This is a genomic window from Burkholderia sp. PAMC 26561 (assembly GCF_001557535.2).
Classification (GTDB): Bacteria; Pseudomonadota; Gammaproteobacteria; order Burkholderiales; family Burkholderiaceae; genus Caballeronia.
This window is the reverse complement of the sequence record NZ_CP014307.1, coordinates 1,163,614-1,183,093: the sequence shown is the minus strand read 5'-3', so window position 1 is coordinate 1,183,093 and position 19,480 is coordinate 1,163,614. Positions and strand designations below refer to the sequence as shown.

Here is a 19,480-nt window from a genome sequence, read left to right as displayed (position 1 = left end):
AGGTGTCGAAGGCGGCGTAGCCGCCGTAGACGCCGAACCACCGGCAGCGCTGATTCGGCGGGGAATAGGATGGTCGACTGCAGCTAAAGAGCAGTTCGCCAATGTCTGGAACCCACATCACCGATCGACAGGTTCATCTCTACATGACCAAGCGCAAAGACCACACACAGGAAGTTGCCGCCGCGAAAGCAGGTATGAGCGTGCGCACAGCTCGCCGCGTAACCAAAGCGACCGAGTTGCCCTCGCAGAAGCCAGAACGCGATTGGCGGACGCGGACAAATCCCTTTGCCGACGTTTGGGACAGCGAAATCGTGCCGTTGTTACGCTGTTCGCCGAAACTCAAAGCCATCACCCTTCTGCGCAAGTTGCAAGAAGACCATGCTGATCGTTTCCCCGACAGCATGCGTCGCACCCTTGAACGGCATATCAGCCAATGGCGCGCGCTCGAAGGACCCGGCAAGGAGGTGTTCTTCCCTCAAACCTACCAGCCCGGCGTGCGCGGGCTGTCGGACTTCACGCACATGGAGAAACTGGGTGTAACGATCGCCGGTGTTGCGTTCGGACATTTGCTCTATCACTTTGTGCTGGCGTTCTCGCGCTGGGAATACGCCAGCGTCGTTGACGGCGGAGAGAGTTTCCAGGCACTGGCAGCAGGATTGCAGAACGCTTTATGGCAGGCGGGCGGCTGCCCCAGCGAGCACCGCTCCGACAGCCTGTCGGCAGCTTTTAAGAACCTTCAGGAGAAGGACGACTTTACGGTTCGCTACGCGGCGTTGCTTGGGCACTATGGCATGGAAGGCACGCGCAACAACCGTGGCTTAGGTCACGAGAACGGCAGCGTGGAATCATCGCATCGCTACTTGAAGGACGCGGTCGATCAGGCACTGGAGCTGCGCGGTCATCGCGATTTCGCTGATCGGGCGGCCTACGAGGAGTTTGTGCGCAGCGTGGTGATGCGCCGCAATCGACGTAATGCTGCCGCGTTCCAAGTGGAGCGCGGATACCTAAAGGAGCTGCCTGAGCATCGTACGACCGACTTCATTGAGGACGAAGGACGCGTGACACGCTCTGGCACATTTACGGTGGATGGCAGCATCTACAGCGCGCCCTCACGCCTAATCGGACATCGCTTGAAAGTACGACTCTACAGCGATCGGCTTGACTGCTATCTGTCGGGAGCGCTCGTGCACAGCACGGCGCGAGTCAGGCGTACGAGCACAGGTCGCGGGCGTGGAATTGATTATCGACACTTTATTGAGTCGCTCAAACGCAAACCCCAAGCCTTCAGGGGCCTCGTGTTTCGTGACGATCTGTTTCCACGCGAGGCGTACCGCCGGACTTGGGAGCGCCTGGATCAAGCACTGAGCCCGCGCAACGCGTGCAAGGTCATCGTGGGCCTGCTGGAGCTTGCCGGCAACTACGGCGTAGAGGCAGAACTGGCCCAGCGGCTTGACGTGTTACTGGAACTCGGAGAGCTGCCCGATTTGGAAGCGCTCTTCGCAGAATTTGCTCCGCGCCAGGCCGAATGTCCCATTGTATTAGTCGAGATGCCCGACGCCTCGATCTACGATGCGTTGCTTGACGAAGAGGTGCTCGCATGAGTGCACCGACGTACGACACCGGCAGCATGGGACTGATGCTCAACGAATTGCGTCTGCCAACAATCGGTCGACTGTGGTCTGACTTCGCCCAACGGTCCGACAAAGAAGGCTGGCAAGCATCGCAACTGTTGGGCGCATTGTTCGAGCACGAATTGGCTGAACGTGCAAAACGCAGGCTGGAACGTCATCGCGTCGAATCGCAATTGGATCCGACCAAGACCCTCGCCACGTTCGACTTCAGTGTCGTGCCCATGGTATCGAAGGCACACGTCATGGCGTTGGCCACCGGGGATGCGTGGCTCGAGAAAGGTGCCACGATTCTACTGTTTGGGCCGCCTGGCGGGGGCAAAAGTCATCTTGGAAGCGCCATCGGACACGCCTTAATCGACGCGGGCTATCGGGTCCTGTGCACCCGCACCAGCGAATTGGTGCAGAAGCTTCAGGTGGCGCGAAAGAGCCTGCAATTACCGTCGGCACTTGCCAAACTCGATCGTTTCGATCTGATCATCTTGGATGATCTGTCGTACGTGAGAAAGGACCAGGCCGAAACCAGCGTGCTGTTCGAGTTGATAGCCGAGAGATATGAAAGAAAAAGTCTTCTCATCACGGCCAATCAACCATTCTCGGGGTGGAATGACGTGTTTCCTGACCCTGGTATGACCGTCGCCGCCATAGACCGCCTCGTTCATCACTCGACGATCTTCGAACTGAATGTCGAAAGCTATCGGCGCCGCAACGCCAATGACAGACAGAAAGAGCGGCGGCGTCAATTACCCACAGACGACCACAACGGAGCGACAACTATAGCCAATTGACAGCGACAATTACCCCCGTCGACCGGCCATCATAGTTGTCGCGCAACCGGACATCGTAGTTGACGATATCCACTCCGTAAAGGCTCTTGCTTGTAAGGTTCATTTTTCGCAGAACCGCAAAGCATGAGCCATACAATTTGCCGGGAAAGCATATTTTCTGCATCGTCACACCGTCGTAAGCTTGCGTAGCAAGTACGTCTTCAATGCGTGCCCCGCGATCGCCACAAATCAGGAACGAACCGGCTTGTCTGTCGAGTCGCGCGTTCAACTGCTTTGGTTCGGCTATCCATGCAATTGGATATGCAAACCGGTCAACTGTCGTATCGAAGATTACATCCGCTTTCTCGTAGACCGAGCGTCGGTCTTCCTTGAATCCGCTGTCTCGATCTTTGATGTGCACTATCGAACGATCCATGATGTTCGTATAGTCGAGCGCATATATCGCAAGGTCGTTTTGCGACTGGTGGGAATAACCCTCAAGGGCGAAGTAAAGCGCAACGTATGGACTCTCCGAGAAATCGAGAAGGCGTGTTGGCACTCCATAGTGCTGCATGATAGAAAGCCACGCCAGCTTGGACGTCGGTTGGGTGTTTTCCTTGTCGTACAAGTGAAATTTCGAACGGAACTGCTCCAGTGAGAACTCTTCGAACTTAGTAGCCTGCTCAGGCGACCATTTCTCACCGACAACACGTTCAAGCGATGATTGTAACCCCCAGACCGCGTTCGCCTGGCCCCGAAAGACAAACTGGTTTTCAAACGAGTTGAGTTTTTGGATCAGCTCGTTAGTCGTCTCGACGCGTATTTCTTCCATTGGATCTCACTCGACGATAAAGTTCAACAAACTGCTGCAAAACGAGCTGGGGCAGATGATTCTTCTCGTTGTACACACGCTTTATTGGATCACCTCTTAGGTTGATAGTCACCGGTCGTTCAGCGCGTGCCTTTATGATGCGCGCCGAAGCTTCGTTCCCCGTGGCGGCGGTACTCCGCGTAACTTCAGTGAGTACCTCCCTGTTTAGATTGTCCCCTTGAATTTGAGCCTTCCCAGCAATGCCATCTGCTGCTTGAAGATAAACAGATAGAGGCTTCTGGAAGTGCTCATCTGCATCAAAAGGATTAGGGCCGTGGAAAGTCGCCGAGAAACGAATCACCCGGTATGCGTCTGCCAGCATACGGAGGAAGCCCTCCGGGTCGGGAATTGGCAAAATCTCAACTTTCACGTCGTACTCAAGCACAGAGTCAGACACCTGCAATAGCTGTTGCACCTTCATTGCAATGCCTTTTGCATCAGAAGCCAGACTGGTCTTCTTCGCAACCGCGAGCAGACTTAATTCAGTGTCGAAAACGCAGTGCGTGAACGGACTCTCCTCAAGTTCCTCATATACGAAATTTCCCGCTGTCTCGTCGAACTTCTCGATTGTCGAGCGAGTGGTTCGACCTATCGCGAAATAACCGGACGAATTCGAAAATGCCTCTACGTTGCCGATGTGCCACAAGTATCCTTTTCGCAGCTCCGCAGACGGTTTCTCATTCACCGCCGCCAAGAACAAGGCAGGACGGTCAACATTTGTAAGCGCTCAATCTGGCACACGGGATTAATAGAATTGTGCGGCGGTGGATTTGCGCTTAGCGCCTTGCGTTGACTGCCCCGAGTCGCGTCAATACGCCCGGCGGATCAAGCGATGCCATTCGCTTGAAGCGCAGACGCGGAGAAGTTGAACGGCAGAAGATCGGTGATGTCTGCTTCGGGCGGCCTTTGCGGTAGCTCGGTGAGCACATGCAAGAGATATGCGTAGGGTTCGACGTTGCATGCCCGGCATGTGAGCATCAGGCTATAGATCACCGCGCTGGCCTTCGCACCGGCAACAGTGTCACTGAACAGCCATGAGGATCTGCCCGTGCAGAATGGCCGGATATCTCGCTCGACCACGTTATTATCAATTGGCGCGCGTCCGTCGTTCACATAACGGCTCAAGTATGTCCACTGGTTCCGCGTATAGGAGATCGCTTTGCCAAGCAGGCTCTTGGGGAGAATCTGCGGTGCCTGTTCATCGAGCCATTTGCGCAGGGACTCAAGCAGTGGCACGCTGTGTTGCTGTCGCAACCGGAGGGTGTAATCGACCCGCGTCTCACCTTCGGGCAGTTCGCCCTTTGCGAGCGTTTCTACCTGGTAAAGCGCCTTAAAGTATTCCAGCCCGTGTGCGGCACGACCACCCGGTTTCTTCATGCCTTTGAGGGCGTCCACGAAGGCACGCCGCGCGTGGGCCAGGCAGCCGAAGTGGGTTGGGCCTTCGAGCGTGCGCCAGGCGGCATACCCGTCGGATATCAGTAGCCCCTTGTAACCAGCGAGGAACGTCTGGGGATGTCTTTTTCCACGACCCGGCTGGTAGTCGAACAGTACGACCGGTTCCAGGCAGTCTTCAGCACTGCGGAACACCCACATATACGACGTGCTCTGGGCGGCCTTGCCCGGCTCCTTGAGCACCTGCACCGTTGTCTCGTCGCCGTGAATCAGCTGCTTTGACAGCAGTGTTTTGCGCAGCGCCTCGTACAGCCGGCTGTAGTGCAGCTCGGCGGGCCGGATGATCCAGTTTGCCAGCGTAGCGCGTCCGACTTCAATATCTGCGCGCGCCAGCGCGTGGGCCATCCGGTACAGCGGGGTGCCGTCAACGTATTTGCCCACGGTGACTGTCGCGATCATCGCCGCACTGGCATTGCTTCCCGGCAACGGCTGAGCGGGTATCGACGCCGTGATCACCGGCGTGCGCTCCGCGTGACGCTCGCAGTGGCGACAGGCGTATTTGATACGCACGTGCTGAAGCACTGATGCCTTGACTTCGATGTGCAGCTGTTCGCTGAGCTCTTCACCCATGCGATGCAGTGGGTGCGCGCAACACGGACATACCTTCTCGCTTTCGCTCAAATCGTATTCGATGCGCTGACGCGGCAGGTGCGCCGGTAACGGCTTACGTCCCGGCTTGCTTCTCGTGGGCGCAGGCAGATCCGGCAGACCCGTGTTGGGGAGCATAAACGCATCGTCAGTGGGGCCGACCTCCATGTCGTCGGATTCGGTGCTGTCGATCTGTTCGGCCTCGTCGAAGACGCGATCCTTGAGCTTCTCGCTGCTTGGGGCGAATCGCTTGATTTGCGCGAGGCGAAACTGCTCCTCGAGTTGGGTAATCCGCTCGCCCAGTTGCCGGTTGCGTGTCTCGAGTTCACGGATATAGGCCTGGGCGGCCGGCGGCAATTGGGAGAAGTCGTCCTCAGTCATGTCTCCACGATAGCGAAGTGTCGCCCGCCATGGGTTTACGGGAATTTGTAACAGCAGGCCGAGCCATATTGCTGATGGGCGACATTAATGCTCAACTGACATGATGGTACGACCGCACCGGATGGCGGCGTACAGCATCAATGTCGATGCCCTCCAGCAGCCAGTGCAACTGCTCGCTCGTCAGCTTGACGACGCTCTGCTGCCGGCGCGGCCACACGAAGTGGTCTTCCTCAAGGCGCCTCAACATCATCCAGAAACCGTTGCGATCGTAGAACAACAGTTTGACTCGGTCACGTTTGCGGTTGTGGAAAGCAAACACGGCGCGCGCAAATGGGTCGAGCTGCATGGACTGCTCGACGAGCGTCACGAGGCTATTGATGCCGGCGCGAAAGTCGATCGGTTCTCGATGCAGAAACACAATAAGGTCCGCCTCGAAGCGAAACATCAGCGCGCTCCCAATGCAACGATCATGGCATTGACGATTGCCACGTCGCCTGGCGAACACTCGAGCTCAAGCTTCACGCCGTTGGGCAGGTGAGCCGTCAGTCGGGCTGGTCGCGTTGAGGGTGGCGAAACGCAGAATGATTCTGCGGTAGTGACGCGGCGCGCTGCGGGCGCCATCACCGGCGTCGCCCCCTCGATCGTGACGACCGGCACAAACGCTGACAGTACGGCCGGCGCTTCGCGCCTGACCGGGGCGCCGCCCTGCTCATGCACCCGAACCCATTTATGCAGCTGGTTAGCATTCACGCCGGCCTTTAGGGCGAGGCCCGATAGCGAAGCCCCAGGCCGAAGACAGGCTTCAACCAGTCGGCGCTTGTCAATCGGGTCAAAGCTTCGCTTACCGCCGACGCCAACTCGGGTCACCCGCAAGGGCAAAAAGCTCAGGTCATCTTCTGTCATGGATTGCGTCCGCAAAGTGAGGTTGCGGACGCAATCGTGAGCCTTCTAAACAGCACAAGCTAGGTGTGCAAGATCGAGCGCTTACCAACATTTGGCCGGAACAGACTATGTTGAGGCCCTGATACGAACTTGACTCGAAAAAGACTGTATTCGATTGACGCCATCTTCTCTCAGCCACGCAATTTCAATGAATACACAGTCTTCACACCGTGTAGCGCTTGTTCTATGGTTTAACGGTATTACGGCACGACGGCGGGAAACTTGACGTCAGAGTCCTGACGTTGCGGTCGCCAATCGCCCGATCGAGCAGTCAACCGCGTACCGGTCGGCAGGAAGGATGCGCCGCCAGCACGCGTTCAACTCAGTAGCGGCACGAACAAATCCGCGATAAGAGAGATCGCGCATAACATCCCAATCGCCTACTCAATAATTGGTGCTACTTCCGAGGGCTCACAAATGCGAACATCCTGTAGGAACCTCGCGATGGGCCTCTGTAGCAAAAACCAACGTTTTGCGCGCAATATAGTTCGAGCCGGGAATTGTCCAGGTGCGCATTCGCTATCACGCAAGCCCGTACTTAAGCTCGCGTTGGCGAAAAGCGGTCTCGCCGCCTTCAAGTATCACGCATATTTTTTCGCGCATGTGGGGCTCCTCGATCGCCCCAGTCTCGTAGCGCAGTACTTCCGCATCGTTGTGAGCAATGATAATCTGTTCCGCATCGGCGTTTACGACAAGGTTCGCGTTATGCGTTGCGATGATCACCTGGCGATATTTCTTTATCTTCCGGAAGATCGGAATCAGATCGTTCACGATGAACTCGTTGTCCAGGTCATCTTCCGGCTGGTCAAATACGAAGGGACTGCCGAACGGATCCGTCGCCAACTTCATGCACAAGAAGAATGTACCCCGCTGCCCAACCGATAACTTTTCTGGCGGTTTTCCGCGATAGGTTAGGCCCGCACGAACAAACAGATATTTTCGCTGCTGCGACGGTTTGAACAGGTAGTCCATGAAGTTCAGCGCATCGCTGTTGGATACATACTCGGTGTCTCTAACAAATCGGTCGATCGATACTTTCGAGTCGTCGTCCGCCAACACAACGGCAGCGCCCGAGACCAGCGTCCTGAAGGTATCCAGAGAGTTGACCGATAGTTTCGCGATCAATTTTTCACGCTTCGAAGCGCCGGCTGCGGCCCGGAATTTTCGCATATTCAAATACGGCTCCATACCCGTATAGAAAGCCTCTGCGTCGAAGTGAACCGCACCTTCGATATTGACGCCCTCGAGCAGCTCATTGACGAGTTGCACCTGCTCAGGCCTCCAGCCTTCCTGTCCTTTCTTCAGAAGCTGAAAAGCCGAGCCAATATTGGCCGCATCAGTCGCAATGTCCTCAAGGTGCGCTACCATCAAATCCCCTCGAAGCCTGTTCAGCGACTCCGCACGTGCCTTTTTATCCTTGTAGCGTTCGATCCGGTCGTTCGCACGAGCCACTTCTCGCTGATAGCCCTCAACCTTGTCGAGGAGCCCCTTCGGATCCTGCTCGATACCCTGCTCCCGCAACTTCTCCAGCAGTTCGGCGGACGTCACGTCCAGCTTCTCCGTATAAGCAGTAATGTCGATCGCAAATTGTGCCAGGGCGTCGACCTGCGGCTTGACATCAATCGCCGGGATCCGCTTGTCATGCGGCTCTAGTTGGGTATTCAGCGCTGCTACTTCGTCGGAGAGTTCACCAACAGTGGTCGTTAACTTATTGCGAAAAGCATTGAGCCGATTCTTCAGTATCAGGGCTTCTCCTGCCAACTTGCGATTGCCGTTATATTCGGTGACGAGAAGCTTGTTCTTTTCATTAGTCAGCGTGTTCACGCGCTCTTCATTGGTGCGCTTGACTTTGTCGTTGTATCGAGGCGTATTTATCTTATTGCCCTCCTCGTCTTCCTCCTGAAACCACGCGAAAATTTCTTCCTTCTCGCGCAACAGGGCTGAGACCTCCTCTTCGACGTCCACGAGCGGATCATTGGTCGCGATGGGCAGAAGCGACTTGATCTCCTGACTCAGCTTGTTCGGATCAAGGGCGATGTCCTGCAATTCCTTCTGCCGAACGTGAAGATAGTCAGGGCCAACGGAGCCGTCACGGGTGATCTCTATGCATTCGCCGTCGTTCTGCTTCGTGAAATCTAGCGTGAATGCCGGCGGCCGGTAGTCCAAAGAGCCCTTTGTTGACAAACGCTCAGGCTGCAACAGCGCAAGCACAGAATCCAGAAGCACGCTCTTTCCAGTCCCACGACCGCCGATAATGGCGACAAGATCACGGTTGATCCCAATAGAGGATCTGTGGAACGCGAGCGATTGGCCCGCTGACAACGGCCCCTCGACATGCAGGCCGCTAAAGAACGGCTTCGGATACAGATGCTCGGGGCTATCCAGATCCAGACTGACCCGTTCCGTGGGTTCATAAATGAGTTGGCGCAGCCCGTCGAACGTAGGCTTCGCCTTGACCCAACTATAGTTGATGCCGAGCTCATTGATGCGATGAGCGTCACTTCCCTGCAACACAGGTTTTGCGATCGCACCAGCATACCGGTGCGCGTCAGCGAAGAAGCCGCGCTCCTTGAGGCCACCGAACATTATCGCGCAACCCTTGTCCAGCTCGGTCGCGATCTGTTCACCACGGCCTTCGTTGCGTTGAGGCCGGAACGATCCATATCCAACCGGACAACCGATCAGTACATAGTCATCCCGATTAAACTGCGCATGGAGCCACTCTCGCAGATCGCGAAATTCAACCGTTATGTTGGCTATCGTCAGCCCCGCTGCCGATATATCGCGTTCCGTGCAATACACTGGACGCGCGCCGTCTGCGTCTAGTGTATTGATCAGTTTGAGGCGGGATAGTCGCTGATTGATTTCGGCTGTCCCGAGCACCGGGTCAAATAAAACATGTGCATTGATCGCTTCGCCGTCCTTGTTCGGCTGGGTCAGCCGGAATTCCAGATTTCCGACTACGACGGCGCTCGCCCCTGCGTCCTGGAGCGCCTGACCGGTTCGCTCGATCTCGTCCTCAGCGAAAAAGAAATAATTCGTCACGCCGATAACCGCAAATCCGCCTGCAGCCACTTTCTGCGCGAAACCGGACCAATCGCCGCTATATTCATTTGCCAGGTGCGTGTCTGGCGAATGAACGTGCAGGTCCCACTTCCCCCAGGTAGATCCTCGATCGCTGATTGCCACGTCGCCCTCTTTTCTTTAGGTTCTTATCCAGAGACTCTCGCGATCCAAAGGCATGGAAGGCAGTGAAAGCAGAATGCTCCAAGCACGGTCGCGACTGCATTTTGTCATGCTTCGAGGCCGAGGGGCGACCCTAAATACGCTAATTCAACCCAGAATCTAAGTGGGCGCGCATACGCGGATACGCGATGCAAGTGCGTACCGCCGACCGACAATCACTTGTCGCCTCGACGGCGCAACATCCAGCTTCCGTGGATCGCACCCGATGCTCTCGCTTAGCATCGACGCGATTGCGCTGCAAACAGAACCGTTCACGAGAACGAATCCAGACTACACACTCGGGCCTTTAGCCTTGCGGCAAAGGCGCTTGTTTCATATCGGCCCAGTGCCGGATCAGATCGCGCACGCGCTTGAGGCCCTCATCCGGGTTGGGGTAAACACTCTCGCTGACCAGGACAGTCCCATCTGGAGCGGTCACGATCCATCTCGGTGTCTCAAGCGGGTCGTCCCCGGGGATCATTGCCGCATCGCGGACCAACGAGGCACGGACGATCGCGGTTTCGAAATGCGCGTCTACAAGTTCCTTGGTTGTCTGGTACTCCATGAAAAACCCAAGTGAGTGATCCAGCTTGCTCATTGTTGCGTTCGAGTCGTCGAAAACGATCACAAACGCTGGCTTGCCGGATAGCCCGCTCTTTGCCGTTACCTCCTCAAGGGTTCCGCACGGACGGGACTTGAAGAAACCCCGGGTTACGACCTGGCCCGACGGATCCTCGATCAGCGCACGTACACCGCTGGTAAAGATCTGCTGCACCATCGTCTCGAAGTCCTTGCCATATTCCGGCTTATCGACTTCCGTTCGATAGACTGGTGCGCCGTCGACCTCAATAACGATCTCACCGCCAACGATCGTTGCCGCGAACGTGGCGAGAAACCGCTGTTGGTCGCTGTGGGTGTTGGCAAAACCCAACATGTTACGCACCCCATGCGGCGTCCGTGAACAGCCTGACTGCACCGTCACAAAAGCATGTTTGAACCGCACTGCGAGTTTGTTCTGCACCGACTGAATCGCAGTCATGGCGGCGTCGCACAATTGAGCCTTGGCTGCTTGGTCCTGGTTTGCGCGCCGGTCTACGTGGCCTATGACGAATTCCAGATCTCCCTGGTTGCGATCAGTCGGCTCCGTCATTGAATGTGCCAGGGCAAGTTTGAGTGCCTCCAGCATCTGCGTAGCACCTGCATATCGACGTTGCACGTTGGGGTTAAATGCATGATCGAACCATCCAAATAGTGTCATGGCGCCGGGACCCGCAGCCCTGGCGATAGTCGACGAAAACACAGATCTCTGATGAGGCATAAGTTCATCGCCGTCCGACAAAGACGCGGGAATACCACCCGTCATAACGAAGAATAAGATGGCGCCGACAAACGAAAGATCGGACCGAACGTCCTGTTTGTTTGCGCTGCCAATCCCGAGCTCAGGCAAGCGCAAGAATCTGTTCCCCACCTCCTGATTCAGCTCGGTCACGAACGACGGACTGATACCGTCCTTGAAGCACAGACCGAAGTCCAGAAGCACGGGAAACTCGATGTTGTCGTCGCGCACAATGATGTTGTCAGGCTTGATATCGCGGTGAACCCAACCCTGTTCGTGGAGGTAGATCAGCGTGTCGAGCAATCGGCTCGTCAGTCGAACTGCATCGGCGAATTCCAACACACCATTCATCTCGATAAACTCGGTCAGCGTAAGCCCTGGGACGTACTCCGTGACGATGAACAGCTTATAGTTGAGGTCATCTTCATGAGCCGCATTCGTCTCAATCAATGCGGGAACAAGTTCGTGATGACACGTACGGTACGCGGTCGCCTCGCGTAAGAAACGTGCCCGGCGCTCCACGTCCTTTTGCTTACTGAGCACCTTCACGCACGCTGCGCCATCACCGTCCAGGCGTCTGGCCTTGAGCACGACACCTTGGCCGCCCGAGCCCAGATTCTCAACGCTGACCCATCGCTCGGTCCATACCTTAGTGTCAACCCAGACGCTCATGTTGCTGCTCCCCTTGTTCATGTTGTGGTTCTTCGATCAACGAGACAGCTTACCCCAAGGACCACAAGGCGCGCGTACCAGGGGCCGGTGTGCCGCCGTCGCTATCGCTTCTCTTACGCGCTTGACCGCTAGCGCCCGTTCACGAAGCCACACTAGGCGCATTGTTAGGTCGACCCGGCCGACTCTTCGAACGGTCAACTTATTTGCAAATGGGCCAACTTAATCGCCAAGGATCAAATGGGTTTGCGAACATCGTTTGCCCATCCAGTTGCGACCATGAAGCAGTTCATCCCCTTTTCCGATACGCAACGGGTACGGCCCATCATCGACACCACGCAACCGGGCGACCGCGCCTACATGGCAGAAACAAGCGGAAGGCATGCGTACTGCCGGCCTCCGCCCCGGGCGTCTCCCTTCCCTAGCGCTACGGGCCGGGCTTTCGTGCTTGCGCATCGAGCCGCTTACAGCGTCTCGCCCCTACCGGGCATCAATTCCTGACGCGACACCGACACATCTAAACCCTTAGAACCCAGTCAGATGGGCCCAGAAAAACGGCCCCAGATTCGCGCTCGCCGCGCGGCATTTCATCCCGCTCAAAGGCGCAGTGCTTCGCAACCACCAGTCTCCACCGTTCCCGCCCTAACCCGCGACCGTAGACGACACCGGGTGGGTGTCAAGGCGTTCGGGGCCGAGTCCTGCGCTTCGCTGCGTCCCGCACCAACCCCTCACTTCTTGCCTTGACACCCACCCGGCGCCGTCTCCTTCAGTCGCACGGGCGCGAACTCAGGAGACTGGCGGCAACAATGCCAACCCTGGCTTCGACCAGGATGAAACCAACCCCTACGCGGCGGGCGGAATCTTGGAGCCCGGTCAGCGCAACACCGATCAACCCTTTTTGACTGTTTTCTCAGGAGACTGACATGCAACTCGCTTCCTCTTTTCGTTACGACGCCCCGATGCTTCGCTCCGACTCGCCGCTGTCGGACGACCAGATCCGCCGCGTCGCGCCGTCCATCTTTGCCCAAGGCAAGCACGATAGTCGCTCGCAACGCTATACCTACATCCCCACCATCGACGTACTCCGGGGCCTGCGCAACGAAGGCTTCCAGCCCTTCATGGTCTGCCAGACGCGCGTGCGCGATCAGGACAAGCGCGAATTCACAAAACACCTGATTCGCATGCGCCCGGCGAATGAGATTACCGGCGAGGACGTCAACGAAATCATCCTGCTCAATTCGCACGATGGCACCAGCAGTTTTCATATGCTCGGTGGCGTCTTCCGCTTTGTTTGCCAGAACGGCATGGTTGCGGGCGAAACCGTTGGCGAGGTGCGTGTGCCCCACAAAGGCAATATCGTGCAGAACGTCATCAATGGCGCATTCGACGTGCTCGACGGATTCGACTTGATCCGCGAGCAGAAGGACGGCATGCGCGCCGTGACGCTCACGCGCGACGAACAGCACGCGTTCGCCCGCTCCGCCCTCGCGCTGCGATACGACCCGACCGGCGCCGACGCACCCGCCCCGATCACCGAAAGCCAGTTGCTCACCCCGCGCCGCTTCGAGGATCGCCGCGACGACCTCTGGACGGTTTTTAACCGGACGCAAGAATCACTCACGAAGGGCGGCCTGCACGGACGCTCGCGCAGCGGGCGCGCCATGTCCACTCGTCCCGTCACCGGTATCGACCAGAACGTGAAACTGAACCGCGCGCTCTGGATGCTCGCGGACGCCATGCGCCAGATGAAGGCATAAGCACGGCACGGGCGGCATCTCATTGCCGCCCCGCTTCCGATTCATACCATCAGGACTCCTATTCGGGTCAAGTCCTGACGGTATCCCGCAGCACCGTGACCCGGCACTTTCCTTTTCCATTTCTGGAGTCAATCATGCGAGCCCATGAAGTCGAAACCCCCGCCGAAACCGTGGCAACCACCGCCAACGCAACTGACGCCACGATCCTGCTGGAAGCCACCGTTGGCAAAGAGCAGCCGGTCGTGTCCGTGCCGTATTCCAGCCTGCATCCCTCGCCGCTCAATGCCCGCACGAAACCGCTCACGGGTATTGCAGCCCTTGCCGTCAGTATCCGCGCAAAGGGCCTGCTTCAGAACCTCGTCATCCACGAGATGAAGGGCTCGCGCGGCAGGCAGCGCAAATACGGAGTCTGTGCTGGGCAGCGCCGCGAGGCGGCACTCGATCTCCTGTTCGAGCAGAAAGACATCACCGCCGACTATCCGGTCCCCGTGCGCATCGTCAGCGAAGGCGAAGCCCTCGCCATTTCGCTGATCGAAAACAGCGAACGCGAAGGGCTCGACCCGTTCGACGTGCTGCGCGCCCACCGGATGCTGGCCGAGGAAGGCCGTAGCATCGATTACATCGCCGCTCTTTTCTCGGCCGCGCCGATCACGATCAAACGGCGTATGAAGCTCGCCAGCGCCTCGCCGACACTGCTCGCGCTGCTGCGCGAGGACGCGATCACGCTTAACCAGCTTTCGGCGCTCGCGCTCACAGATGACCACGAGACGCAGGAGCGCATCTGGTTTGACGCGAACGAGTGGCAACGCCAGCCCAACTATCTGCGGCAGGCGATCACACGTACCGAGATCGACGCGAGCCGCAGCCGCCTCGTGCGCTTCGTGGGATTGGACGTCTATGAGGCAGCGGGCGGTTACGTGAGACGTGACCTCTTTAGCGACGACGAAAACGCGGGTTACGTTGCCGACGCCGAACTGCTGCAAGGTCTTGCCGCCGCGAAACTCGACTCCGCCGCCGAAGAAGTCCGCGCCGAGGGTTGGGGCTGGACCGAACAGCGTATCGAGCGCGACGTGTTCGAGCTGAACCGCTACGGCAGGCTGCAACCGGTGCAGCGCCCCCTCACCGACGACGAACAGCGGGAAATGGACGTGCTCACCACGCAGCAGGACGAACTGGCTGAAAAGTTCGATGCACTGTCGGAGGACGACGAGAATGCCTACGAGCAAGCCGAACGCCTCGAAGCCGAAATCGACAGGGTGAACGCTGCCCTCATCGCACTTGAAAGCGACACGCTGTCGTGGGACGCTCAGCAGATGGCCGAAGCGGGCGCATTCGTGATGGTCAGCCCGCAGGGCGAACTGGTCATCGAAAGGGGTCTGGTGCGCCGCGAGAACAGCGCGGCACTGTATGCGGTGGGCGCGACCGTGACCGGCACGCCGGGAACTGAACGCGCATCCGGCGAGACAGAGGAACCCGAAGCGAAGGAGAAGCCGATCCACAACGCAAAGCTCTGCCAGCGCCTCACTGCGCATCGCACCGCCGCTATTCACGCGGAACTGATCGCGCAGCCATCCGTAGCACTCGGCGCCATCCTCCAACGCCTGATTCCGGAAGTCTTTCCGGAGCGGTATGGGACGGGTCTCGCACCGCATGCGCTGAAACTGTCCTGCACGAACAACCGCGACAGTCTGCTCGGCTCGGCGGACGACCTGCCCGCCAACACCGCGTGGGGTCTCATCGAGGCGCAGCGCGAGCAGTGGGGCCGTGAACTGCCCGCGCGGCGCGCGGACCTGCTGCCGTGGCTAATCGAACAGGACCCCGGCACGACCCTGCTCGACCTGCTCTCCTTCTGCACCGGCGCGCTGCTTGACGGTATTGCGGGCGACGAAAAGCCTCACGCCATCAACACGCTCGCCAGCGCGCTGAACCTCGACATGACGCGGTACTGGACGCCCACGCGCGCCTCGTATTTCGATCACGTCAGCAAGGCGCGCATCGCGGAAGTTGTTGCCACCGCCGTGTCACCGAAGATCGCTGCTGACCTCGGCAAGATGAAGAAGGCCGACGCGGCAGCCGCCGCCGAACTGCGGCTCGCGAAAGTCGCATGGGTCCCGGAAATCCTCACCGATCGCGAAATCCCGGCCGCACATTCATGGGACATCCACGACGAAGACGACGGAGACAATACGGATGCCGGGAACGGCGCAGGCGAGACGCAGGGTGGCGAGGATGGCGACGCCGAACCGGATGAATTCAACGGCGGCGAGAACATCAACAACACGCCTCACGATGCAGACGCGTCCCCCGACACGCGGAGCAAACAGCCGCCGTGGCTTTCCCGACAGCTGCCAGCGTGAGCACCGCGCAAGCTGACCGGCGCGTCGCGTAAGCCCGACCCGTTGCTCTGGTAACAGGGCAACGCAGACGGCGGCCCCTTCAAGGCCTGCCGTCTGCCTGCCGCATCTGCACCGTGCGACAATCCGCGCCCGCCAGATGACACTCCCTCCACCAGTCCGCCAGCCCGCCGGAAACCAGCAGCAGGCAGACGACGGCACCGCCCGCCAGCAACAGGCGACGTATCGAGCGTACAAAACGCATTTCCATACGTGTAGCCATCACCTCCACGCGCGCCGTCGCTGCCTCAACCGCCTGCCCAAACGCGGACATCGCAATGTCCAGTCGCTCGCGTTGCTCACGAGCCGAAACTGCTGCGACGCCGACCAACCGGTTGCCCGCCGTGCGCGCGACCTGATTTGACATGCGCTCGATCAAGGCCATCATTGCCGTCTCATTGAGTTGTGCGAGTGCTGCCCGGTACCGCGCCTCATGTTCCCGTATCAGGCTTTCCGCCAACTGGATCGTCGCCTTACATCGCTCCAGCGCATCCCGATGCTGCTGCATTAGCGCATCGGTCGCGCCACCGACTTCCCGGCGCGCGGCTTCGAGACTACCCTCGCTCGCCCACCGGATACGCTCCGGCATGGCTTCATACAGGCGCGCATAGTATTCGAGCACTGCGATAATCGACCATAACGCGTCATTGTCACGCAGGTTCAGTGCGCTCGATACCTGGTGCATACGGGCGAGACTCGCCCCGTCAGGAACATCCCCCGATACCTCGCGAAACAGGCGCACGAGCGGATCGACCGACCTCGACCGCCTATTGCTCATGGATGATCCCCTCGATGCTGATCACTTTCGAGAACATGGCATCGCACAATTCCCGCCAGCGAAACAACTCCGCGCGCTGTCCAATCTGCATGACTTCAGCCGCCTTGCGGATGGAGATACGTTGACTGCGCAATTCGTCTGCGACCCGATCCGCCAGATCGGGGAAGTCGAGCGAGCGTCCTTTCGTCTCGATAGCTTTGCGAAGCTGCGATTCCTGATACAGCGTGAACTTGTCCGGCTCACCGAAGTAGCCATTGCGAACGACATGCGTCAAGGTATCCGGAAACGTCTGTCCAAAGATATGCAGTAACTCAAGGCTATCGCGCTGCCGGTTGATCACCCACAGCACGACGAGTTGCCGCTGCAGTTCAGCCAGCGTCCGGGCCAGCGTCCCGCCGTACCGTGTAAACCCGGTCTGATTGCGTGCGGCAGTGTTGACGATCACAGCCGCACCCCAGTGGCTATCACAGAAGTTCACAAATCCGATCCAGCCGTCTGCATCATCGAGGTTATAGGCCGCGCATTTGATATCGTCCCTGAGCGCTTTCATGACATCGGGATTCGACGTATCGGTTTCCAGCAGCACCGCATGGATACCCTGTCGCTGCAAATAGTCCGCCAGGGCAAGCGTGACCATGCTTTTTCCAACACCGCCCTTGCTGCCACCGACCAGATAAATGGGATACACCGTATCCATCACCGACCTCCTACAGGTTTTCGATATCAGGCCGTATCTCAAAGGAGAACGCGTCCTGAATCTCCATCGATCCCGGCTGGTTGACACCCCTTCCCCTTTGTTGTCGTGCGACGACATGTGCGTTGTCCACGCGCTTACCCTTCTGCTTTACAGCCTGCTTCGGACGGGACGACGGGTCGGCCTCGCGCGGCGCCTTGGGATTGGCCGTTCTGGATACTGCGTCAGAAGGTTCTGGGCGATACAGCGCGTACTTGACTGCGCCAATGCTCACATCGAGCCCCTTACGCCCAGCCTCCTGAACAATTTCCTCGAGCGTATATCCTTTCGCCTGGGTGGCAGTGATATGCGCCCGGATCTCTTTCATTGCATCGCTGACCGTGACGCGTTGTTCATTCCGGGGCTTCTCCGGTAACGCATCAAGGGCATGGACAAACTCATCCCACTGCGCCCGTGTGTAGCCTTTTGCACCCGGCACGATTCACTCCCATGCGTCGCTTTCGTGACCATCATGCGAATCGCGAAGCTGCTCGTCAATACCCATTCCGACTTTAGAACCGCATGACTGGAATCGATGGGAATACGCAGGAAACCGATGGAACAGAAAAAATTTTTGGCACCCGACCCGAGCCATCAGCTTTCGAGAGGGCATATCGCAGGCCAGAGCTAATGAGCTAGCGAACTGGTGCGCAGCGACGTGCGGCCATAGCGCTACACCTTCCAACCTGCATGCCGCAGTGAGCAGTCCCAACGGAGCACCTGCAAAGCTTAGTCGACCATACCGGAAAATTTGATCGGATAGCTCCGCAGACTTCCTGCGCGCACATCGCAAACCAGCGAATGAGAGCTGGCCGACACAGGGCGCGAACCCGTCAGACTGATGCTATACACCGGTGCGACCAGCAGAGCAGTCCGGCTCAAATTCGCCCGGATGACCTCGGGAACTTCGGGATCGAAGTCGACATACTGACATTTTCGATTCCGTCGACCCGGTAGACGTAATAGTCCCAATCACCCCGGCGCACCGACAGACTCTTGGCACATAACTAACAGAATCGGACAGTCAACGTCACGAACTCGGCGGATCAACCTCGCAGAAAATGTCGAACTTCGAAGCCGAAATACGACATTGAAAAAGTGATGGCAGGATTGGCTTGCGCCGGTTTTGGGCACCATAAACAATCAGCTCTCTTCATCGACAGGTCTCGGTGTCCAGTTCAATGTCTTTCCCCCGATGTATAGTCACGGCAAATCTGCTCGAGTCTCCGAGTTCCGATATCCGACACCAGGTACGATGCGATGACTCACCGACCTCTCGGTAAGCGAATTTGTTTTGCTCGGGCGCGCAGTCGCACTATCCGGTGTGCGTTCCCTTCCGTGACGAGATCTCATGCAGAGTAAGGATCAATGATAAAAAAAGAGCTTCAAGTGCGGGCGCGCCGCTTAATCGAAGGCCGCGGTAACGTTGAGGACCTTGATCGGCTGTTTCTCGAACAGCGCCAATCCTTCCACGGCAAGGAAAGCTTCCGGGAACTTGGGGATTTCCTCGCGCACCGCGATGAGCGCAATAAGGGTCCAGTGACCCAGCGGGTCCGCGACATATTCACAAGCTTTCGTGTCTGGAGCCTTGGGTTAAGAGGTGTACAGCCGACCGAAGACGATCTTCGCTCCGCAGGACTAGCCAATTTGCGGTTGCTCATGGATCAGGAACTTAAGGAAAGATGCGGGATGCATCGTGACGCAGCGCGAACAAAATTCGAAAAGGCTCTTCGAAAACTCAAGTCCGGATTTCCACTTTCAGACAGCGATGCCAAATCACTAGATTTCCTTGCAAACCGCTTTTTTTGGAAACCTGCTTTCACGGATGAAGTTCTCCATCAGGACTTCGTCGATGTTTTAATTAAAAACGAGGTTCTCACACCTGTCGACCGGGCACTTCCTGTTCAGGCAAAGGATCTACTGACCTGAGATAGGCTGAAGAAAGTGGAGATCAATGTTT

15 protein-coding genes are annotated in these 19,480 nt (G+C 57.8%); 5 read left to right on the top strand and 10 right to left on the bottom strand.

Annotated features, from left to right (window positions below):
- Positions 1 to 101 precede the first annotated feature (101 nt).
- On the top strand, positions 102 to 1,601 hold the full coding sequence (gene istA, locus AXG89_RS20960) for an IS21 family transposase (protein ID WP_062172270.1): 1,500 nt from the start codon (positions 102 to 104) through the stop codon (positions 1,599 to 1,601).
- Positions 1,598 to 2,416 carry an IS21-like element helper ATPase IstB gene (gene istB, locus AXG89_RS20955; RefSeq protein WP_062172269.1) on the top strand — a complete coding sequence of 273 codons (819 nt, stop codon included), beginning with the start codon at positions 1,598 to 1,600 and terminating at the stop codon, positions 2,414 to 2,416. Before istA ends, istB begins: the two co-directional genes overlap by 4 nt.
- On the opposite strand, the gene AXG89_RS20950 is transcribed toward istB, so the two are convergent.
- The 7 genes from AXG89_RS20950 to AXG89_RS20920 form a co-directional block, all read right to left on the bottom strand.
- On the bottom strand, positions 2,403 to 3,227 hold the full coding sequence (locus AXG89_RS20950) for an FRG domain-containing protein (protein ID WP_062172268.1): 825 nt from the start codon (positions 3,225 to 3,227) through the stop codon (positions 2,403 to 2,405). The two genes, istB and AXG89_RS20950, sit on opposite strands and share 14 nt — an antisense overlap.
- Complete coding sequence (locus tag AXG89_RS20945; protein WP_162916095.1) at positions 3,199 to 3,951, bottom strand: hypothetical protein; 753 nt, start codon at positions 3,949 to 3,951, stop codon at positions 3,199 to 3,201. Before AXG89_RS20945 ends, AXG89_RS20950 begins: the two co-directional genes overlap by 29 nt.
- 140 nt (positions 3,952 to 4,091) lie before the next feature.
- On the bottom strand, positions 4,092 to 5,687 hold the full coding sequence (gene tnpC, locus AXG89_RS20940; RefSeq protein ID WP_062172266.1) for an IS66 family transposase: 1,596 nt from the start codon (positions 5,685 to 5,687) through the stop codon (positions 4,092 to 4,094).
- 91 nt (positions 5,688 to 5,778) lie between these two features.
- Positions 5,779 to 6,132, bottom strand: coding sequence for an IS66 family insertion sequence element accessory protein TnpB (tnpB, locus tag AXG89_RS20935; protein WP_062172265.1), 354 nt, complete (start codon positions 6,130 to 6,132; stop codon positions 5,779 to 5,781).
- A complete protein-coding gene (gene tnpA / locus AXG89_RS20930; protein ID WP_062172264.1) occupies positions 6,132 to 6,590 on the bottom strand; it encodes an IS66-like element accessory protein TnpA in 459 nt (152 codons plus the stop codon). The genes tnpB and tnpA overlap by 1 nt, the downstream gene beginning before the upstream one ends.
- Positions 6,591 to 7,151: 561 nt before the next feature.
- A complete protein-coding gene (locus tag AXG89_RS20925; protein WP_062172263.1) occupies positions 7,152 to 9,818 on the bottom strand; it encodes a TrlF family AAA-like ATPase in 2,667 nt (888 codons plus the stop codon).
- A 343-nt stretch (positions 9,819 to 10,161) separates the two neighbouring features.
- The gene (locus AXG89_RS20920) at positions 10,162 to 11,883 is read right to left on the bottom strand and encodes a serine/threonine protein kinase (protein ID WP_062172261.1); all 1,722 of its coding nucleotides are present in this window, start codon (positions 11,881 to 11,883) and stop codon (positions 10,162 to 10,164) included.
- A gap of 899 nt (positions 11,884 to 12,782) precedes the next feature.
- On the opposite strand from AXG89_RS20920, the gene AXG89_RS20915 reads away from it, so the two are divergent.
- Together AXG89_RS20915 and AXG89_RS20910 are read left to right on the top strand one after the other, a co-directional pair.
- A complete protein-coding gene (locus tag AXG89_RS20915; protein WP_062172259.1) occupies positions 12,783 to 13,616 on the top strand; it encodes a DUF932 domain-containing protein in 834 nt (277 codons plus the stop codon).
- A 242-nt stretch (positions 13,617 to 13,858) separates the two neighbouring features.
- Entirely contained in the window at positions 13,859 to 15,973 is a 2,115-nt protein-coding gene (locus AXG89_RS20910) for a ParB/RepB/Spo0J family partition protein (RefSeq protein WP_335671964.1), read from the top strand.
- A 79-nt stretch (positions 15,974 to 16,052) separates the two neighbouring features.
- Here AXG89_RS20910 and AXG89_RS20905 read toward each other — a convergent pair whose 3' ends face one another.
- Genes AXG89_RS20905 through AXG89_RS20895 form a run of 3 tightly spaced genes read right to left on the bottom strand, consistent with a single transcriptional unit; the run spans position 16,053 to position 17,959 of the window.
- Positions 16,053 to 16,787, bottom strand: a complete 735-nt coding sequence (locus tag AXG89_RS20905; RefSeq protein ID WP_047845637.1) for a hypothetical protein — start codon at positions 16,785 to 16,787, stop codon at positions 16,053 to 16,055.
- Complete coding sequence (locus AXG89_RS20900) at positions 16,777 to 17,484, bottom strand: nucleotide-binding protein (RefSeq protein ID WP_062172257.1); 708 nt, start codon at positions 17,482 to 17,484, stop codon at positions 16,777 to 16,779. Before AXG89_RS20900 ends, AXG89_RS20905 begins: the two co-directional genes overlap by 11 nt.
- 10 nt (positions 17,485 to 17,494) lie before the next feature.
- Positions 17,495 to 17,959: a hypothetical protein gene (locus AXG89_RS20895; protein WP_047845635.1), complete on the bottom strand. Its 465-nt coding sequence runs from the start codon at positions 17,957 to 17,959 to the stop codon at positions 17,495 to 17,497.
- Positions 17,960 to 18,888: 929 nt separating this feature from the next.
- Between AXG89_RS20895 and AXG89_RS20890 the strand changes: the two genes are divergently transcribed.
- Positions 18,889 to 19,449 carry a hypothetical protein gene (locus AXG89_RS20890; protein WP_062172255.1) on the top strand — a complete coding sequence of 187 codons (561 nt, stop codon included), beginning with the start codon at positions 18,889 to 18,891 and terminating at the stop codon, positions 19,447 to 19,449.
- Positions 19,450 to 19,480: the final 31 nt, after the last annotated feature.

What these genes read in the sequence shown, in the direction of transcription:
- tnpA (WP_062172264.1), bottom strand. Translation starts at nt 6,590, where the DNA reads ATGACAGAAGATGACCTGAGCTTTTTGCCCTTGCGGGTGACCCGAGTT.
- AXG89_RS20890 (WP_062172255.1), top strand. Translation starts at nt 18,889, where the DNA reads ATGATAAAAAAAGAGCTTCAAGTGCGGGCGCGCCGCTTAATCGAAGGC.
- tnpC (WP_062172266.1), bottom strand. Translation starts at nt 5,687, where the DNA reads ATGACTGAGGACGACTTCTCCCAATTGCCGCCGGCCGCCCAGGCCTAT.
- istA (WP_062172270.1), top strand. Translation starts at nt 102, where the DNA reads ATGTCTGGAACCCACATCACCGATCGACAGGTTCATCTCTACATGACC.
- AXG89_RS20920 (WP_062172261.1), bottom strand. Translation starts at nt 11,883, where the DNA reads ATGAACAAGGGGAGCAGCAACATGAGCGTCTGGGTTGACACTAAGGTA.
- AXG89_RS20915 (WP_062172259.1), top strand. Translation starts at nt 12,783, where the DNA reads ATGCAACTCGCTTCCTCTTTTCGTTACGACGCCCCGATGCTTCGCTCC.
- AXG89_RS20950 (WP_062172268.1), bottom strand. Translation starts at nt 3,227, where the DNA reads ATGGAAGAAATACGCGTCGAGACGACTAACGAGCTGATCCAAAAACTC.
- AXG89_RS20905 (WP_047845637.1), bottom strand. Translation starts at nt 16,787, where the DNA reads ATGAGCAATAGGCGGTCGAGGTCGGTCGATCCGCTCGTGCGCCTGTTT.
- AXG89_RS20900 (WP_062172257.1), bottom strand. Translation starts at nt 17,484, where the DNA reads ATGGATACGGTGTATCCCATTTATCTGGTCGGTGGCAGCAAGGGCGGT.
- tnpB (WP_062172265.1), bottom strand. Translation starts at nt 6,132, where the DNA reads ATGTTTCGCTTCGAGGCGGACCTTATTGTGTTTCTGCATCGAGAACCG.
- istB (WP_062172269.1), top strand. Translation starts at nt 1,598, where the DNA reads ATGAGTGCACCGACGTACGACACCGGCAGCATGGGACTGATGCTCAAC.